The 15,367-nt window shown below is 65.8% G+C and carries 13 protein-coding genes; 12 read left to right on the top strand and 1 reads right to left on the bottom strand.

The window, feature by feature from the left end; all coding sequences use genetic code 11:
• Positions 1-5 precede the first annotated feature (5 nt).
• The 7 genes from ABGT83_RS09820 (at position 6) to ABGT83_RS09790 (ending at position 7,804) form a co-directional block, all read left to right on the top strand.
• Entirely contained in the window at positions 6-740 is a 735-nt protein-coding gene (locus ABGT83_RS09820; protein ID WP_301154589.1) for an energy-coupling factor transporter transmembrane component T, read from the top strand.
• A complete protein-coding gene (locus tag ABGT83_RS09815) occupies positions 740-2,212 on the top strand; it encodes an ABC transporter ATP-binding protein (RefSeq protein WP_346687318.1) in 1,473 nt (490 codons plus the stop codon). Before ABGT83_RS09820 ends, ABGT83_RS09815 begins: the two co-directional genes overlap by 1 nt.
• A complete protein-coding gene (locus tag ABGT83_RS09810) occupies positions 2,209-3,216 on the top strand; it encodes an AraC family transcriptional regulator (protein WP_346687316.1) in 1,008 nt (335 codons plus the stop codon). Before ABGT83_RS09815 ends, ABGT83_RS09810 begins: the two co-directional genes overlap by 4 nt.
• A 229-nt stretch (positions 3,217-3,445) precedes the next feature.
• Entirely contained in the window at positions 3,446-5,155 is a 1,710-nt protein-coding gene (locus tag ABGT83_RS09805) for an ABC transporter ATP-binding protein (RefSeq protein ID WP_346687315.1), read from the top strand.
• The gene (locus ABGT83_RS09800) at positions 5,152-6,915 is read left to right on the top strand and encodes an ABC transporter ATP-binding protein (protein WP_346687313.1); all 1,764 of its coding nucleotides are present in this window, start codon (positions 5,152-5,154) and stop codon (positions 6,913-6,915) included. The genes ABGT83_RS09805 and ABGT83_RS09800 overlap by 4 nt, the downstream gene beginning before the upstream one ends.
• Positions 6,916-6,976: 61 nt before the next feature.
• On the top strand, positions 6,977-7,354 hold the full coding sequence (locus ABGT83_RS09795) for a metal-dependent transcriptional regulator (protein WP_301154594.1): 378 nt from the start codon (positions 6,977-6,979) through the stop codon (positions 7,352-7,354).
• 219 nt (positions 7,355-7,573) lie between these two features.
• On the top strand, positions 7,574-7,804 hold the full coding sequence (locus ABGT83_RS09790; protein WP_301154595.1) for a helix-turn-helix domain-containing protein: 231 nt from the start codon (positions 7,574-7,576) through the stop codon (positions 7,802-7,804).
• A gap of 60 nt (positions 7,805-7,864) precedes the next feature.
• On the opposite strand, the gene ABGT83_RS09785 is transcribed toward ABGT83_RS09790, so the two are convergent.
• Positions 7,865-8,566, bottom strand: coding sequence for a helix-turn-helix transcriptional regulator (locus ABGT83_RS09785; protein ID WP_346687310.1), 702 nt, complete (start codon positions 8,564-8,566; stop codon positions 7,865-7,867).
• 412 nt (positions 8,567-8,978) lie between these two features.
• On the opposite strand from ABGT83_RS09785, the gene ABGT83_RS09780 reads away from it, so the two are divergent.
• Genes ABGT83_RS09780 through ABGT83_RS09760 form a run of 5 tightly spaced genes read left to right on the top strand, consistent with a single transcriptional unit; the run spans position 8,979 to position 15,302 of the window.
• The gene (locus ABGT83_RS09780) at positions 8,979-9,602 is read left to right on the top strand and encodes an MptD family putative ECF transporter S component (RefSeq protein ID WP_346687308.1); all 624 of its coding nucleotides are present in this window, start codon (positions 8,979-8,981) and stop codon (positions 9,600-9,602) included.
• Entirely contained in the window at positions 9,599-10,306 is a 708-nt protein-coding gene (locus tag ABGT83_RS09775) for an energy-coupling factor transporter transmembrane component T family protein (RefSeq protein WP_346687306.1), read from the top strand. The genes ABGT83_RS09780 and ABGT83_RS09775 overlap by 4 nt, the downstream gene beginning before the upstream one ends.
• Positions 10,303-11,757 (top strand): ABC transporter ATP-binding protein, encoded by a 1,455-nt coding sequence (locus ABGT83_RS09770; protein ID WP_301154599.1) that lies wholly within the window; start codon positions 10,303-10,305, stop codon positions 11,755-11,757. Before ABGT83_RS09775 ends, ABGT83_RS09770 begins: the two co-directional genes overlap by 4 nt.
• Before the next feature lie 5 nt (positions 11,758-11,762).
• Entirely contained in the window at positions 11,763-13,538 is a 1,776-nt protein-coding gene (locus tag ABGT83_RS09765; RefSeq protein ID WP_301154600.1) for an ABC transporter ATP-binding protein, read from the top strand.
• On the top strand, positions 13,539-15,302 hold the full coding sequence (locus ABGT83_RS09760; protein ID WP_346687304.1) for an ABC transporter ATP-binding protein: 1,764 nt from the start codon (positions 13,539-13,541) through the stop codon (positions 15,300-15,302).
• Positions 15,303-15,367: the final 65 nt, after the last annotated feature.

Raw genomic sequence — 15,367 nt, 5'->3', positions numbered from 1 at the left:
AGGGGATGCTTGCCGACGAAAAGGCTTTTCTTCCCAAGGGCGCCATCCTGGGAAAGCCCCGTTCCCGAGGCGTACTCAACCTCGATCCAAGAACCCTCATGGGGGTTCTCGTTGCGGTATCGGCGCTCGCCTTCGTCGGAAAGGGGCTTGCCGTCGAGCTTGCGCTTGTCTGCGCCGTGGCGCTGCTCCAGGCTCTCTGCGGGCACCCGAGGATGGCCCTCGGATTTGTCGCGGGCTATGCCGTTTTGGCAGCGCTCTTGCACCTTGTCCTTCCCTCTGTCGGGGGAATCGCTGCCACTATGTTCACGATCAGCCTCACGTTCGCCAGGAAGATATACCTGTGCCTGATGGTGGGGACCCTCCTGGTCTCCGAATCGTCCGTCCACAGGATCGCTGCCGCGCTTGCCAAGCTCAGGATTCCCCGGTCGGTGCTCATTCCCCTGACCGTGACGTTGCGCTATTTCCCTACGCTCAAGGAGGAGGCGTCGCATGTTCGCGATGCGATGGCCCTGCGCGATATCCCGGCGGCGAGCAGGGTCGAGTGCTTCGTCGTTCCGCTTGTGATGTCGGCGACCTCGACCGCCGACGAGCTGGCGAAGGCGGCGACGTGCCGCGGCATCGAGAACCCAACGCCTTCGACGGATACCGAGCGTCTTTCGATGCGGACGGCGGACTGGGTTGTTCTGGCGGTCTCCGCCGCCGCGGTCGTTCTGGTCGTGCTGTTCGGGGGTGAGCTCTGATGGAATTTCGCAAGGACGAGCCGGTGATTTCGCTTTCGGGCGTGAGCTGCGCCTCGAGCGACGGGGCCTTGATCCTTGACGACGTCGATCTCCAGGTGAGGAGAGGCGAATGCCTGCTTCTGATGGGGCGCTCCGGCTCGGGGAAGACGACCATCACGAAGTGCATAAACGGGCTGATCCCCTCGTTCGAGCCGAGCCTGGCCCTCGAGGGCGAGGTCCGGGTCTGCGGCCTCGACCCGTCGAGCTGCGAGATGCACGAGCTCGCCGAGCTCGTCGGGAGCGTGTTTCAGAACCCCAAAAGCCAGTTCTTCAACCTGACCTCGAACGACGAGCTCGCCTTCGGTCTGGAATCGCGCGGCGTCCCGGTCGAGGAGATCGAAGGCAGGATCGCAAGAACGGTCGCTGCGCTCAAGGCGGAGCGCCTGCTTGACCGCGACGTGAGCAAGATGAGCGGCGGGGAGAAGCAGAGCCTGGTGTTCGCCTCCGCCGACATCGCGGGCCCGGATGTCCTCGTCCTCGACGAGCCGACGGCGAACCTCGACGCGTCTTCCGTGGAGGCGCTGCACGACGAGATGGCGGCGGTGAAGGCGCAAGGGAAGACGGTGGTCATCGCGGAGCACAGGATCTACTTCGCCTCCGACCTGATCGACAGGGCTGTGCTGATCGAGGACGGGCGGGTTTCCCGCGAGTTATCCCCGGGCGAACTCGCGGAACTAGGCGAGGAGGAGCGCGAGGCCCTGGGGCTTCGCGCAACGGATCCCGACGAAGCCCTTTCCGTGACGGTCCCCCGCGCCGCGCCCGGCGGCGAGAGCGTAGCCGGCGGCGAGCCGAAGGGGCTCGAGCTTTCCGCGTACGCCGTCGTGCGCGGGGGCGGTCCCGTCTTCGAGCCCGTCAGCGTCTTTGCGCCGACGGGCAAGGTGCTGGGCGTTTTGGGGGAGAACGGCGCCGGCAAATCGACGCTCCTGCGCGGTCTGGCGGGCCTTGAGCGACATGAGACGGGCGATGTGCGGTTCGGAGGGAGCAGGCAAACCCGGAAAGAGAGGAGGCGGTCGGCAGCGCTCGTGATGCAGGACGTCAACCATCAGCTCTTCACGGACAGCGTCTGGAACGAGTGCCTCCTGGCGGTCGGCGGTCGAGACGACGAGCCGACCCGCGCGCGCATCGGGGAGACGCTCTCCAGGCTCGACCTCTCCGACAAGGCCCAGGCGCATCCCATGTCCCTGTCCGGCGGGCAGAAGCAGCGCCTTTCCCTCGCATGCGCCCTGCTCTCCGACAGGAGGGTGCTGCTCCTCGACGAGCCGACGAGCGGGCTCGACTTCGAGCACATGGTCGAAGTCGCGCGCCTTGTGCGGGGCTTGGCCGAGGCTGGGGCGGCTGTCGTCCTGGTCACCCACGACAGGGAGCTCCTCAACCGCTGCTGCGACGGCGTTGTCGAGCTCGGCGTCCCAGCGGGCAAGGGGGCGGCTCGGTGAGCGTCAGGCGGAAAAGCATATTCTCGGACGGCGAAGACGCCGCCTTCCCCTTTTCGCTCGACGCGGCGTCGAGCCTGACTCCGGGCACGGGCGCGCACCTGGCCTCGGCCGCCGGGGAGACCGTGCTGCGCGTCGAGGGCGACGACGGATTCGGGGAGATACGTTTCATCGAAGTCCTCCCGGGCATCACCGTCTCGTTCAACGATTTCCGCATGGAGCGCTGCGTCTCCTCCTTCTCGACCGACAGCGACGTCCTGTGCATAGACTGGTGCCGTGAGGGCAGGATCGAGCAGCCCATGCCCGGCGGGTCGTACGCCTACGTCTCCTCGGGCGACCTCAAGGTCGACGACAGGGCGTGCCATACCGGCGAGTTCGTCTTCCCCACGCGCCGGTACCGGGGGGTCACCGTCTCCTTCGACCTCTCGTTCGCGCCCGCCTCGATCGGGCGGGCGCTCCCCGGCTTCGCCGTCGACCTTTCCGAGTTGAAAAGGCGGTTCTGCCGGGAGGGAAGGCCGTTTCTGCTGCATGCCAGCAAGCAGGCGAGCCACATCGCCTCGGAGCTCTACCTTGCGCCCGTGAAGAAGCAGAAGGCGTACTGCCAAATCAAATCGCTCGAGTTGCTTCTCTTCCTGGATTCGACGGACCCCGGCATGCACACCTACGGAACGGGATACTACCCGCGCTCGAAGGTCGCCCGCGTCAAGAAGGCGCACGACCTCATGGTGTCCGACCTTTCCGAGAGCGTCACGGTCGAGCGGGCGGCGAAAGACGCCGGCATGTCCCTCACCGCCTTCAAGCAGTGCTTCAAGGGCGTCTACGGCTCCTCCCCGGCGGCGTACGTGCGCACCGTGCGGATGGAGCTCGCCGCGAAACTGCTCAGGGAGACCGACCGCAAGGTCGCCGAGATCGGCGCCCTCGTCGGATACGAGAGTCCTTCCAAATTCTCCGTGGCCTTCAAGGACTCCACGGGCGTCACGCCGAGCGAGTACCGCCGCCGCGGATAGACACGTTCTGCCCAATCGGAACACTTCGGCCCGAACGGGGCTGAAGCAACGTCCGGCACGTCCAATAATAAACCTTAGATAACAATTGGGGTGAGGCGCGCACGCGCTTCGCCAGCACGCCGCCGGAGGGAGTGAGGCTATGTCGACAACAGCAGGTGTTTCCCGGAGAGCCGAGGGGAGGTCGTGGGTTTCTACGCTCTTCTCCTATGCGTCGAGATGCAAGGGGAGGATGGCCCTTTCGGTCATCGCTTCCGTCGCCAGCGTGGCGGCCGGGTTCGTCCCGTTCTACGCGGTGTACAGCCTGATGGAGATGGCCATCGTCGGTTCGCTGACCTGGGGTGGCGCTTTGGTGTGGATTGCGGTTGCTGCCGCTGCCTACGTCATGAGCAAAATTCTTTTCGGGGCGTCCACCCTGCTGTCCCACGTTTCGGCTTATACGATCCTGGAATCGCTTCGGAAGGATTTCACGCGCAAGCTCATGCACGCCTCCCTGGGGACGGTCCAATCGAAGAGCATCGGCAGCATCAAGAGCGTCTTCCTCGACCGAATCGAGAACATCGAGCCCCCCTTGGCGCACATGATCCCCGAGCTCGGCGGCTCGCTCGTCCTCGCGGCGGGTTTGGCGGGATGGCTCGCGGCCATCGACTGGCGGATGGCCCTGGCGTGCCTCGCCTGCGTGCCTCTGGGGCTCGCCGTCTTCGCCTCGAGCCTCAAGGAGTTCAACGCCAAATACGCCGCGTTCATGGCCGAGAGCAACCACGTGAACAGCGTCATAGTCGAGTACATCGAGGGCATCCAGGTGGTGAAGGCGTTCAACCAGGCGAGCGACTCCTACGAGAAGTACGCAGGCGCGGTCGAGGCCTTCAAGGGCTTCACGATGGAGTGGTTCAAGTCCACCTGGGTGGCCATGAACCTGATGTCGTCCATCATGCCGACGACGCTCCTCGGGGTGATGCCCGCCGGCTTGGCTCTCTACCTCGGCGGGGCCCTGTCTCCGGCCGATCTGGCGATGTGCGTGGTGCTGTCGCTGGCCATCGTCGATCCGATCGCCAGGTTCACATCGTTCGTCAACGAACTGAAGTCCATGGAGTACGCCGTGGCCGACGCGGCGGAGTTCCTCGGTTTGCCGGAACTTCCCGAAATCGACCGAAGCGCTACCAGGGTCAAGGACTCGTCCATCGAGCTGAAGGACGTCCGCTTCTCCTACGGAGAGGGCGAAGAGGTTCTGCACGGGGTGTCCTTGGATATGCCGTGCGGGTCGTTCACGGCGCTCGTCGGCCCGTCCGGATCCGGAAAATCGACTCTCGCCCGCCTTCTCGTACGGCATTGGGACGTCGACGGCGGCAGCATCGCCATCGGGGGCGTCGACGTGCGCGACATGCCCCTCGAGCAGCTCTCCGGGCTCGTGAGCTTCGTCGCCCAGGACAACTACCTCTTCGACGCGAGCATCCGGGAGAACATCAGGCTCGGGAACCCCGCGGCGAGCGACGACGAGGTGGAGGAGGCGGCGCGGGCAGCGTGCTGCGACGATTTCATCTCCAGGCTGCCCCAGGGGCTGGATACCCCGGCGGGTTCGGCGGGATTCGAGCTGTCGGGCGGGGAGAGGCAGCGCGTGTCCCTCGCTCGCGCCATTCTGAAGAATGCTCCCATAGTGGTCCTCGACGAGGCCACCGCCTTCACCGACCCTGAAAGCGAGGATAAGATCCAGCGCTCCATCGCCCGCCTCTCTGCGGGGAAGACCCTGGTGGTGATCGCGCATCGGCTCTCGACGATCGTGAACGCGGACAGGATAGCCGTGATCGAGGGCGGCAGGGTGGTCGCGACGGGAAGGCACGACGAGCTGCTTTCGGCCTGCCCCCTCTATTCGCGGATGTGGGACGCCCACATCGGCGCCCGGGCGTGGGCGGCAGGCTCCGGCGAGGAAGGGGGCAGGCGATGATGAACTCGCTCATCCGCATCATCCGGTGGACCGGGCCGTACAGGGGGCGCCTGTTTCTCGGATGCCTCTGCTCCTTCCTCATGACGTGGGCGACCGCGGCGCCGGTGGTCATCGGGGCGTGGCTTCTCGCCGAAGTCGTCGAAGACGCGAGCGGGCGCTCCCCGCTCGACCCTTCCTGGGTATGGCTCTCCTTCCTCGCGTTGGCGGCATGCGTGCTCGCCCGGTTCGTCTTCTCCTACGGGAAGAACAGGCTGCAGGAATCCATCGGCTACGAGGTCGCGCCCGAAGACCGGACGAGGATCGGCAGCGTCCTCAAACGGGTCCCGCTGGGCTTCTTCTCGGAAGTGAATACGGGCGACATCCTCGCTCTGGCCACGACGGAGCTGGGCGTCCTCGAGCTGCAGGGGATGAAGATGGTCGATGCGGTGGTGAACGGCTACGTCAACCTGCTCGCGATACTGTGCTTCCTGCTCTTCCTGAGCCCTGCGGCGGCGCTCGCAGCCGTTTTGGGCACTGCCGTCTCGTGCCTGGCCCTCGCCTCGATCAACCGGACGTCGCGGCGGCTCGCCCCCGCCGCGCACGAGGCGACCGAGAGGCTCGCCGGAAGCATCGTCGAATACGTCCGAGGGCTCGGAACGGCGAAGTCGTACGGGCAGAGCGGCGCTGCGGAGAAGCCCATCCTGCGCTCGGTGGAGAGGCTCAAGGACGCGCGCATCGCCATCGAGTTCGGGTTCACGCCGAGGAACGTCGTCCACCTGGTCGCGTTCAAGCTCGCCAGCGTGGGCGTGGTCGCATGCGCCGTTTGGGGCTTTTCGGCGGGATCCCTTCCCTTATGGACGTTCTTCGCCCTTCTCGCGTTCTCGTTCACCATCTTCTCGGGAGTGGAGAGGGTCAACGACTCCGCGCACATGCTCGGCGACCTGGGCGACATCCTCGACAGGCTGGAGAAGGTCGAGGGAGCGAAGATGATTGACGAGGACGGCCGGGAGGCGGAGCTCTCCGAACACGACGTCGAGTTCCAGGACGTGTCGTTCTCCTACGGCCGGGGCAAGGGGGCCAGGAAGGCCCTCGACTGCGTGAGCCTTCGCGTTCCCGAGGGATCGACGTGCGCCATCGTGGGGCCCTCGGGCTCGGGCAAGACCACCATCGCCAACCTCATGATGAGGTTCTGGGACGTCGACGCGGGGCGCGTGCTCGTGGGAGGGCGGGACGTAAGGGAGCTGACGTGCGACAGCCTGCTGCGGAACTTCTCCGCGGTGTTCCAGGGCGTCTACCTCTTCAACGACACCATCGAGAACAACATCCGCTTCGGCAAGCCGAACGCGACGGAGGAAGAGGTCGGGCGCGCCGCGCAACGCGCCAGGGTGGACGAGTTCGCCGAGGCGCTGCCCGACGGGTATGAGACGATGGTGGGCGAAGGGGGCGCGGCGCTCTCGGGCGGCCAGAAGCAGCGCATCTCGATCGCGCGGGCGCTCTTGAAAGACGCCCCCATCGTCATCCTCGACGAAGCGACGGCGAGCATCGACCCCGAGAACGAGGCCCTCATACAGGCAGCGCTCACCGAGCTCACGCGAGGCAAGACCGTCGTGGTGATAGCCCACAGGCTCGCCACCATCGAGCACGCCGACCAGATACTCGTTGTGGACCGCGGGAGGATCGTCCAGCGCGGAACCCATCGAGAGCTTTTGTCCCAGGAGGGGATATACCGCAGGTTCGTGGAGATTCGAAGCACGGCCGAGGGATGGAGCTTCCGCCAATGATGTCAGGCAGTTCGTCCTCCAGATCCGACGAGAAGAACCCCCGGCATATGGGGGCATCCCGATGAGCGAATCGTCCGAGGACTACCTCGAGGCCATCCTTGTGATCCGCCGCCTGCGCGGGTCGTGCCGCAACGCCGACATCGCAGAGCGCCTGGGCGTCACGAGGCCGAGCGTCACCAAGGCCCTGGCGGGCCTCTCGTCTCGGTCGCTCGTCGAGGTGGTCGACCGCGACGTGCGGCTCACCCCCGAGGGGCGCCGCCTCGCCGGCGCCACGCTCGAGAAGCACGAGTTCTTCAGGCGGCTGCTCTGCGACGCCGGGGTGGACGGGGGGACGGCATCAGAGGAGGCGTGCCGCATGGAGCATTGCATCTCCGACCCCTCCTTCCGCCGCCTGGCGGACCACCTTGTGAGTCTTCAGGGGCAGGACAGAGACGGGTGAATAGCCGGGCGTCCGAAAGCCCAGGCGAAGCGCATTGAACCCAGCAGCGCATGCAGCTCGCACAGCAGGCGGTATGCGCTGCTTTCGCCCGCCCGGAATCACACGTGCGGGCGACGATACGATACCGAGCGGCGACGATGGCAACGGGCCTCGCGCCATCGCCGCCGAATCCCGCGACGCTGAGATGCAGCCGTTTGCCGCTCCGAAAGGAGCAGACACATGGCAGTCGAATCAGCGGGATGCTCGTACGTCAAGGTCCCCGTGCCGATCCAGGACACCTGCTCGGTGGCGGAGATAGCGATACTCCTGCGCGTGAGCAGGAACGCGGTCTACGAATGGAGCCTTCTCGAGGACGATCCCCTGCCGCTGAAGAGGATGATGGGAAGGAAGAGGGGGCGCTTCGCGTTCAGGGACGAGCTGCTCGAGTGGAGCAAGCGCCACGCGACGTGAATCTTGCCGTCAGGTTGAAGACCGGAGCCGAGAGCGCTCTTCTCGTTCTGGGATTGAATGCTAGCACTGCTTTCTGAACTGTGTGGGCGTGCAGCCCCTGTCCCTTCGGAAGGCCTCCGTAAATGCACCTGGCTTGGTATAGCCTACTTTTTCGCCGATTTCTGCTATCGCCAAGTCGGTTTCGGCAAGCAGGCGCGCGGCCTCTTCCATGCGCTCGTGCGCGACGTAGCGGGACGGCGACAGTCCCGTTGCCGTTTTGAAGAGGTTTTTCAACTTTGTCTTCCCTATGTAGAGCTGGTTTGCCAGGCGAGAGCAGGACAGGTCCCCTCCAAGGTTCGAGGCAATGTATCCGCAGATGAAATCGATGACTTCGCGGTCTTCGCGAGTCAGGGGTATGCTGCGATGCTCGTCGGGGCAGAAGGAAGAATGCTGCATGACGAACGCGACGGCTTCCGAGATCACCCCTTCGTAGAAGAGCTCCGCCGCCATCCCCGTGCCCTTGTAGCTTCGAGCCTTCCTGAGCAGGTTGACGAGATCCGGCATGTCATGCCTTCCGTCGGCTTCCAGGAAGGCTCTTCTCATGTCCTCGACGCTCCCGAACCTGCTTTGCAGGTAGGTGCGGTAGTAGTCAGGGGAAAAGGTGATCGACGTGCCCCTTGCCGACGCGCCTTCGGAAACGCACGCCTCGTACTCTTCGCCCTCTCCTCCGAGATATACCGAGATCGCTCCGACGCTGAGCGGCGCTCCCTGCTTCTGCGCCACTCCTCGATTTCGTCGTAGAACGAAACGCAAAGATGTTCAGTGCACCGATACCTCAGGATCCAATTTTTCTTGAATTTCATCCTGAAGGAATTGATCGCGAAGAGGTTTCCGCGAAAGTAAGACCAGTACTCCCCCTCGCCGAACTCGTTCTCGAAGGTCCGCAGGGCGCCTTCAGGCCCGTATGGATGCGTTTTAGAGGAGGGCGAGATTTCCCACTTCCGAAACGCCGCACTGTAGAGGTCTTCTTCCAAGCTCTCCATCTGCCAGCTCCTAGATGCTTCCTTCCGTGTTTAGGCGCGGTCTTTCCGCGCTGGGTCGCATGTGCGTCGGTCTCGGACCCCCCGAGACCTTTCTCCGTTCATTATAGATCAAAGTTTGTTATAGCTAACAATCATGCTAAGGAGGATTCTCTATGCAAGCGGAAAACTCTCGGTCGGCAAGCGGCAGATGGACCACGCGCGACATCCTGACGTTCGTCGTCTTCAACCTCGTCATCGTGTTTCTCACGATGGCGGCGAAGATGATCGAGGACATGCTGCTCGCTCCCCAGAACACGTTCTTCGTGGGATCGTGGCTGTTCCCCCTGATCTCGACGCCGTTCTACGTCGTGATGGCGGACCGCATCGGAAAGCGAGGGGTGCTGGCGGCGTCGATCCTGGTGTTCGGCGTTCTCTACACGTTCATGGGAGGACTCTACTGCGCTCCGGTTGCCGTCGTCGGCGCCGTCGTCGGAGAGCTCGTCATGTGGGGCAAGGGCTCTTACCACGACATCAAGCGCATCGTCGGCGGCTACATCGTCTACTGGGTGACGTTCGGCTTCTACGGCATCATGCCCTACCTGCTCTTCCGCGAGGCGTACATGGAGCAGCTCGGAACGTACTACGACGCCGCCGACGTCGCGGCGATGGTTGCCCAGTACACGGAGCTTCCCTGGATCCTTCTCATGATGGCGATGTTCGTCGCGGGGACGGTCGTCGGCGGCCTCATCGGCTCCAAATTCCTGAAGAAGCACGTCCGCAAGGCGAAGATCGCATGAGCCGGGCGGAAGATACGGGCATGAGGACGGGGGTCCTCGGACTCGATCCCAGGACGCACCTCGCGTCCTTCCTCGCCGTGGGAGTTGCCGCCATGCTGGTCACCGGGCTGCTCGAAACGGCTCTTCTGCAGGCGCTCGCGGCAGCCTACCTTGCGGCGAACGGCAGGCAGAGGCTCGCCGCCAAGACATGCGCGAGCTTCGCCGCGGTCTGCGCCTTGAGCTTCCTGCCTCTGCCGGGCCTCTACGGCGTCCTCTTCGTGAGCATCCTCCATATGGTGCCGCCCTTCACGGTCGGCTGCGCGCTCTTCACGCTCTCGACGTCCGCGATCATGTGCGCGCTCGACCGCTGGCATGTCCCCCAGGGGGTGCTCGTCGGGATCTGCATGATGTTCAGGTTCGCATCGATCCTCTCCTTCGAGATCCGCTCGATCATCCGCGGCATCAGGATGAGGGGAATCTTCCCCCGCGCCCTCGACGTCGTGAGGCATCCCGCCCTGGCGTACGAGTGCGTCTACACGCCGCTCGTCATGCGCTCCCTGCGGCTTTCGAGCGAGCTCGCCGCCTCGGCGGAGCTGAGGGGCATCGAGATCGGCGAGGGCCGCACGTCGGTGCACCACGTCGGGTTCTCCGCCCGCGACGCGGCATGCGCTTCGCTCGCCATCGCCTCCGCCGCTTCGGTGTACGCGCTGGGGGTGGTCCTATGAGCTGCTCGGAAGCAGTGGCGCTGGACGACGTGTCCTTCCGCTATCTCGACGAGTCGGAGGTAGCGGGGCAGGAGCAGGAGCCATCCGAGACGGGCAGCCGCGTCTGCGGGGTGTCGCTTAGCGTGGCGCACGGCTCGTGCACGGTCCTCTGTGGCCGGTCAGGCGACGGCAAGTCGACCGTCCTGCGCCTTATCGACGGGCTGGCGGGCACCTTCTTTCCAGGCGAGAGGAAGGGCGCCGTCCTCGTCGGCGGAACGGAGGTGCTCGACCTATCGCCCCGACAGCGGACCGAGGGGATGGGCGTGGTGATGCAGGACCCGAGGAGCCAGTTCTTCATGGGGACCGTCGCCGACGAGATAGCCTTCTCCCTCGAGAACCTGGGCACCCGCCCGAGCGCCACGGTCGCGCGGGTCCGGGAGGCGGCGGAGCTTTGCGGCGTGAAGGCGCTGCTGTCGGAAAAGCTCACCGAGCTGTCGAGTGGGCAGAAGCAGCGGGTGGCGCTCGCCGCCGCCATCGCGTGCCGCCCGGGGATCCTCGTGCTCGACGAGCCCACGTCCAACCTCGACGCGGCAGGCTCGGAGGCGCTCGTCGGGATCCTGGCGCGCTTGAAGGGCGAGGGCGTCGCGATAGTCGTCTCGGAGCATCGGCTGCACCGGTTCCTCCCCGTCGCCGACGAGTTCGTGTGCATGAGGTCGGGGCGCGTCGCCGCACGTTGGGACGCCGACGAGTTCGCTCGCCTTTCCCTGGCGGACGCCTCGCGGTTCGGCCTGCGCCATCCGGATATGGCGGTTGCGCGAGAAAGCGAGGCGGTGCCCGACCTTTCCGCATGGCGGCTCGAGGGCGTCACCTTCGCCTATCCCTCGACGGGGCGCGGCATCAGCCGGGTTGACGCCGAGTTCCCCCTGGGATGCGTCACGGTCGTGTGCGGCGGTAACGGAACCGGGAAGACGACGCTCGCAAAAGTGCTGGTTGGAGCGGCGCGCGAGCAACAAGGGCGCGTGACGAGAGACGGTGTGGCGCTCTCCCCTCGGAAGCGGAGGCTCCTGAGCTACTTCGTGATGCAGGACGCCGACTACCAGCTCTACGCGGGAAGCGTCGCAGACGAGGTGGTGCTCGGACGCAAGGTGGACGAGGCGCTGAAAGCGCGGGCATGGGAGGCGCTTGCCGCGTTCGACCTCGCCGACCTGTCCGACCGGCACCCGGCGAGCCTGTCGGGAGGGCAGAAGCAGCGCGTGACCCTGGCGGCGGCGTACTGCTCGGACGCGGAGCTCGTCGTGCTCGACGAGCCCACGAGCGGGCTCGACGGCCGCGGGATGGGGAAAGTGGCGGCGTGGTGCCGAAAGCTCGCCGCGAGCGGCAAGGCGGTGGCCGTCATCACCCACGACGATACGCTCGCGCGGCTGGCAGGGGATCGCGTAGTGAGCCTGTCCGTTAAGTCCGAAGAGAGGTGAGATACATGGGAAACGCAAACCCTGAAGACCGAAGCGCGCGCCCGAGCGCGTTCGCGAAGCTGTTCTACTTCATGCGCCCCGACAAGGGAAGGATGATCCTCTCCCTTGCGATGGCCTGCATCGGGGAGACGCTCGGCATGGTCCCCTACATCGTGATCGCCGTGTTGGCGGCGGGTCTTCTGGAGGGAACGCTGTCCCTCGACGAGGCCGTATGGCTCGCCGCCGCCGCGGCCCTCGGGCAGGTGGCGAAGTTCCTCTTCACGTGGCGCTCGTCGATGATGAGCCACGGCATTGCCTTCAAAGCCCTGCGCACCATGCGGGAAAGGATGGCGGAGAAGATGGCCCGCGTCCCCATGGGGACGATCGTCGACACCCCGACGGGAGCCTTCAAGAACCGCTTCGTCGACAACGTGAACCAGCTCGAGGACGCCATCGCGCACTTCATGCCCGAGCTTCCCAGCAACGTGTTCGCGCCCGTGCTCGCGATGGCGATCGTGTTCGCCGTCGACTGGAGAATGGGGCTGGCGGGCATCGCCACGATCCCGCTCGGCGCGCTGTTCTACCTCGGCATGATGCGCGGGTACAAGGCGAAGATGGCGCGCTACATGGCAAGCGAGCAGAAGATGAACTCGACGCTCGTCGAGTACGTCAACGGCATCCAGGTCATCAAGGCGTTCGGCCGGAGCGCGTCGTCGTACGGATCGTTCTCCGAAGCGGTCGCCGACTACCACGACTCCACGCTCGCCTGGTTCCGCCAGAGCTGGGTGTGGCTGGCGCTCGTGAGGGCCGTCGTCCCCTGCACGCTGCTGTTCTCGCTGCCCCTCGGGGTGTGGCTGCTGTCGATCGGGGAGATATCGCTTCCGGAATTCATGGTGTGCATCACGATCCCCCTCTGCTTCATAGGGGGCGTGCTCAAGTTCGCCCAGGCTGCCGGCCAGATCTCGCGCATGGACGCGTGCCTGAACGCGATATGGGACTTCCTGGGGCTTCCGGAGCTCTCCCGCCCGACGGAGCGAGTCGAGCTGTCCGGCGAGCCGTTCTCGTTCGAGGACGTGTCGTTCTCCTACCACGAGGGCGCCGAGGTGCTCCACGGCGTGAGCCTTCGGACGGACCCCGGCACCATGACGGCGATCGTCGGCCCGTCCGGCTCGGGGAAGTCCACCGTGGCGAAGCTCATGGCGGGGTTCTGGGACGCGAGCGGCGGCACGGTCCGCTACGGAGGGCGCGACGTCCGCGACATCCCCTTCGAGCAGCTCATGGAGCACGTCTCCTACGTGGCGCAGGACACGTTCCTGTTCGACGCGACGATCGCGGACAACATCCGGCTGGGAAGGCCCGACGCGACGGACGCCGAGGTGGAGCGGGCCGCGCGCGCAGCGGGCGCGCACGGGTTCATAGAGCGTCTGCCGCTGGGCTACGACACGCCGGCCGGAGAGGCCGGCGCGCGGCTCTCCGGCGGGGAGCGGCAGCGCATCACGATCGCTCGGGCGATCCTGAAGGACGCGGACGTGGTGATCCTCGACGAGGCGACGGCGTACGCCGACCCCGAGAGCGAGGCGGCGGTGCAGCGCGCCATCGAGAAGCTCGTGGCGGGCAAGACGCTCGTGACGATAGCGCACCGCCTGTCGACGGTCGCGAGTGCGGACCAGATAGTCGTTATGGAGGCAGGACGCGTGGCGGCATGCGGCAAGCACGAGGACCTCCTCGCGTCCTGCCCCCTGTACGCGCGCATGTGGGCGGAGCACACGGGCTCCTTGTCCGACGACAGCGAGGAGGGCTAGATGCTGGCGATAGTGAAAAGGATACTCGACCTGGCGGGGAGCTTCTCCGCCTCCTCCCGGCGCAGCCTCGTCGTCGGGATGGCGTGCAACGTCCTCAAGGCCCTCTTCATGGCGGGCATGCTCGCTGCGGTGTGGTGGGCGCTCGAGAACCGCGACCGGCTGGGCGCCGAGGTCGCCCTGCAGTGCTTCGGAATGCTCGCCTTGAGCGTGGCAGGCCAGTTCGCGTTCCAGTACCTCGTCGACATCAAGATGGACGCGGAGGGCTTCCATGTGTTCCGCGATCTGCGCCTCAGGGTTGGCGACAGGCTGAAGGGAGCCCCCATGGGCTACTTCTCGGAGCAGCGCCTCTCCGCCATCACGACCACGCTCACCACGACCGTCCACCAGCTCGAAGAGTTCATGACCATCTGCCTGACGGGGCTTTCGGGCGGCGTGGCGATGGCCGTCATCATGAGCCTGTTCTTCCTGGCGTTCGCACCGCCCGTGGCCGCCGTCACGTTCGCGGGGATCGCGGTCGGGCTCGTCGTCCTCGAGTGGCTGCGGAGGCGGTCGACCTCGGTCACGCGCGAGGTCACGGCAGCCCAGGAGGACATGGCCGACGCGGTGATCGAGTACGCCCGCGGAATGGCGGTGCTGCGCACGTTCGCCTCGCCCGACGAGGCTCTGGCGAAGGCGAAGGCGTCCTTCGAACGCAAGCGGAAGGCCGACTTCGAGCAGGAGCAGGCCGCCCAAGGCGTGCTGAAGCTCTACGCGCTCGTGTTCAACCTCGCAAGCTGCGGCGTCCTGCTCGCCTCGTGCGCCCTGTACCTGGCAGGCGCGCTCCCCCTATCCTGGGCGCTCACGCTGCTGGTCGCCGCGTTCATGATCTACGGCGAGCTCATCAGCGCGAACAACGGCGCTTTCCTCACCAAGAAGATCGAGGGCGAGCTCGACCGCATCGACGAGGTGTGCGCGATCCCGAGACAGGATTCGACGGACAGGCCGCTTGCCTGCGAGGGGTTCGGCCTCGCGATGGAGAACGTGTCGTTTTCCTACGGCGGAGGACGCCGCGTGATCGACGGCGTGACGCTCTCCATCCCCGAGGGCACGACCTGCGCGCTCGTGGGACCGAGCGGATCGGGCAAGACCACGCTCGTGAACCTGCTCGCCCGCTTCTGGGACGTCGATGAGGGGCGCGTCACGATCGGAGGGGTGGACGTGCGCGAGGGGACGGCAGAGAGCCTGCTCTCCCTCATCTCGATGGTCTTCCAGAACGTGTACCTGTTCAACGACACCGTGGAGAACAACATCCGGTTCGGATGGCCCGACGCGTCGCGCGAGGAAGTGGTGGCTGCGGCCAAGCGCGCGCGGTGCCACGACTTCATCATAGGGCTGCCGCAGGGCTACGACACCGTTCTCGAGGAGGGAGGGGCGAGCCTTTCCGGCGGGGAGCGCCAGCGCGTGTCCATCGCGCGCGCCATCATGAAGGACGCGCCCATCGTCATCCTCGACGAGGCGACGAGCTCGGTCGACCCGGAGAACGAGCACCTGCTCATGGCGGCGATCGCTGAGCTCACGCGCGGCAAGACCCTCGTCACCATCGCCCATCGGCTGAACACGGTGCGCGACGCCGACCAGATCATCGTCGTGGACGGCGGGAGGATCGTCCAACGCGGCACGCACGAGGAGCTCATGCGCGAGCAGGGGATCTACCGCCGCTTCATCGAGGTGCGCCGCGAGGCGGCTGGTTGGCAGTTAGGAGGGGCCTCTTACGGCAAGGCATGATTCGTCCGAGGGCTACCTCGAGGCGATTCTCGTCATCCGCGCCGAACGCGGATGCTGCCGCAACG

Source organism: Enteroscipio rubneri, assembly GCF_963929405.1.
In the GTDB taxonomy this organism is placed as follows: domain Bacteria; phylum Actinomycetota; class Coriobacteriia; order Coriobacteriales; family Eggerthellaceae; genus Enteroscipio; species Enteroscipio rubneri.
Note: the sequence above shows the minus strand (reverse complement) of the source record. Positions and strands in the feature narration are given on the sequence as shown.